Below are 1,493 nucleotides of genomic sequence, written 5' to 3' on the forward strand. Positions count from 1 at the left end.
GGAAAAACTATCCTAATAATTCCCCCCTTGGAAAGGGGGGTTAGGGGGGATATCTTTTCAGTTATCAGCAATTAATAATGAATAATTACTTCACCAAATATATATCTAGGGCTAAGAGCTTTACTACGAACAAAAACTTTTTCAACTTTCAGGAATAAATAATTATGCTAATTCATTCATCTAAACAACCACGCAGAAATCTTCGAGGTCGTTCATTTAAAAATCAAGATTTAACTGGTAAAGACTTTTCTAATGCAGATATAAGAGGAGCAGATTTTACCGGAGCAAATCTCACGGGTGCTAACTTCAATTATGCTTTAGCAGGATTAACAAAATCTCAGACTAGACTTATTTTTCTTCTGGTAATTATCTTATTTTTAATTGCAGGTGTAGGTGCAGGTGGTGCTACTGTTATTCCCATCAGACTTATCTCTAGCAAAAGAAGTCAAGTAATTCCAATTCAGATTGGTGCAGTTATTTTTCCTCTCCTAGAATTTATCAATATTGGTTTATTAGTAATAATAGTTCGCCAGGGAATTAAAAAAATTTGGTGGCATTTATTTAGCCTAATTATTCTGATGCTAACAATAGCTGTAATATTTGCATCCCTCGGTCTTGATGACGAAAAAATAGTAAATTTTTTTAGTTTTTTTGGAATGACAGATACATCCTCTAACACAGTTATTAAATTGTCAGAGTGGATGACAGATTTTAGATTTGGTGAAATGATTAGAGCCTTCATTAATTTCTTCACTAATAATGACGATTCTGAAAATAAAGCTGTGATTATAATTTTCAGCTTTTTTATCTCTGCAATAGCAATATTAGTGTTAATTTTTACTCTCAGTTTAGGAATAATTTTAGCCGAAATTATCTCTGGTAAACGGCTAGTAAATTCAGCATTAATCTGGGTGAATATTATCACAGCAGTTGGAACAGGAATTGCTGCTAAAAATCAAATAAAAAAATGGGAAATAACTTATGTCGTAATGCTAACCATTCTGGCTATCGCTATTTCTTTAACCCTAATATTAATAACTAAAAATCTGGCAAAAAAGATATTAGAGGAAGACGAAAATAATCTGTTCATTCTAAAATTTGCTGTTGCCATTGGAACCCTAGGAGGCACAAATTTTTGTAATGCAAATTTAACCGATACCGACTTTAGTCATGCCATTCTTAAAAGCACAAATTTCCGATTTGCTAATACCACCCGCACATTCTACCGACAAACCAAATATTTAAAATTTGCCAGAGTCGAAAAAACCATCTTAGAAGATATAAAAGTCAGAGAATTATTAATAACTGGATGGGGAAAAGACCAAGAATTTATAAGTACCAACTTAAGAGGAGCAAACCTCATAAGTGCCGACCTTAGTAACGCCAATTTAAAACTAGCAGACTTAGGCGAAGCTTCCCTACAAGCTGCCAATTTAAACAATGCAAATTTAACCGAAACATTAGCAATAGCTACTAACTTTACCACCGCTCAA

General features: G+C 33.2%; 1 protein-coding gene. It reads left to right on the plus strand.

Features of this window, described 5'->3' with window-relative positions:
- Positions 1-164: 164 nt before the first annotated feature.
- Positions 165-1,493 (plus strand): pentapeptide repeat-containing protein (locus tag AFK68_RS40760; protein ID WP_143437359.1); only part of this gene is annotated, 1,329 nt, incomplete at its 3' end.

The sequence above is a fragment of the Hydrocoleum sp. CS-953 genome, from assembly GCF_002260545.1.
Classification (GTDB): Bacteria; Cyanobacteriota; Cyanobacteriia; order Cyanobacteriales; family Microcoleaceae; genus Trichodesmium.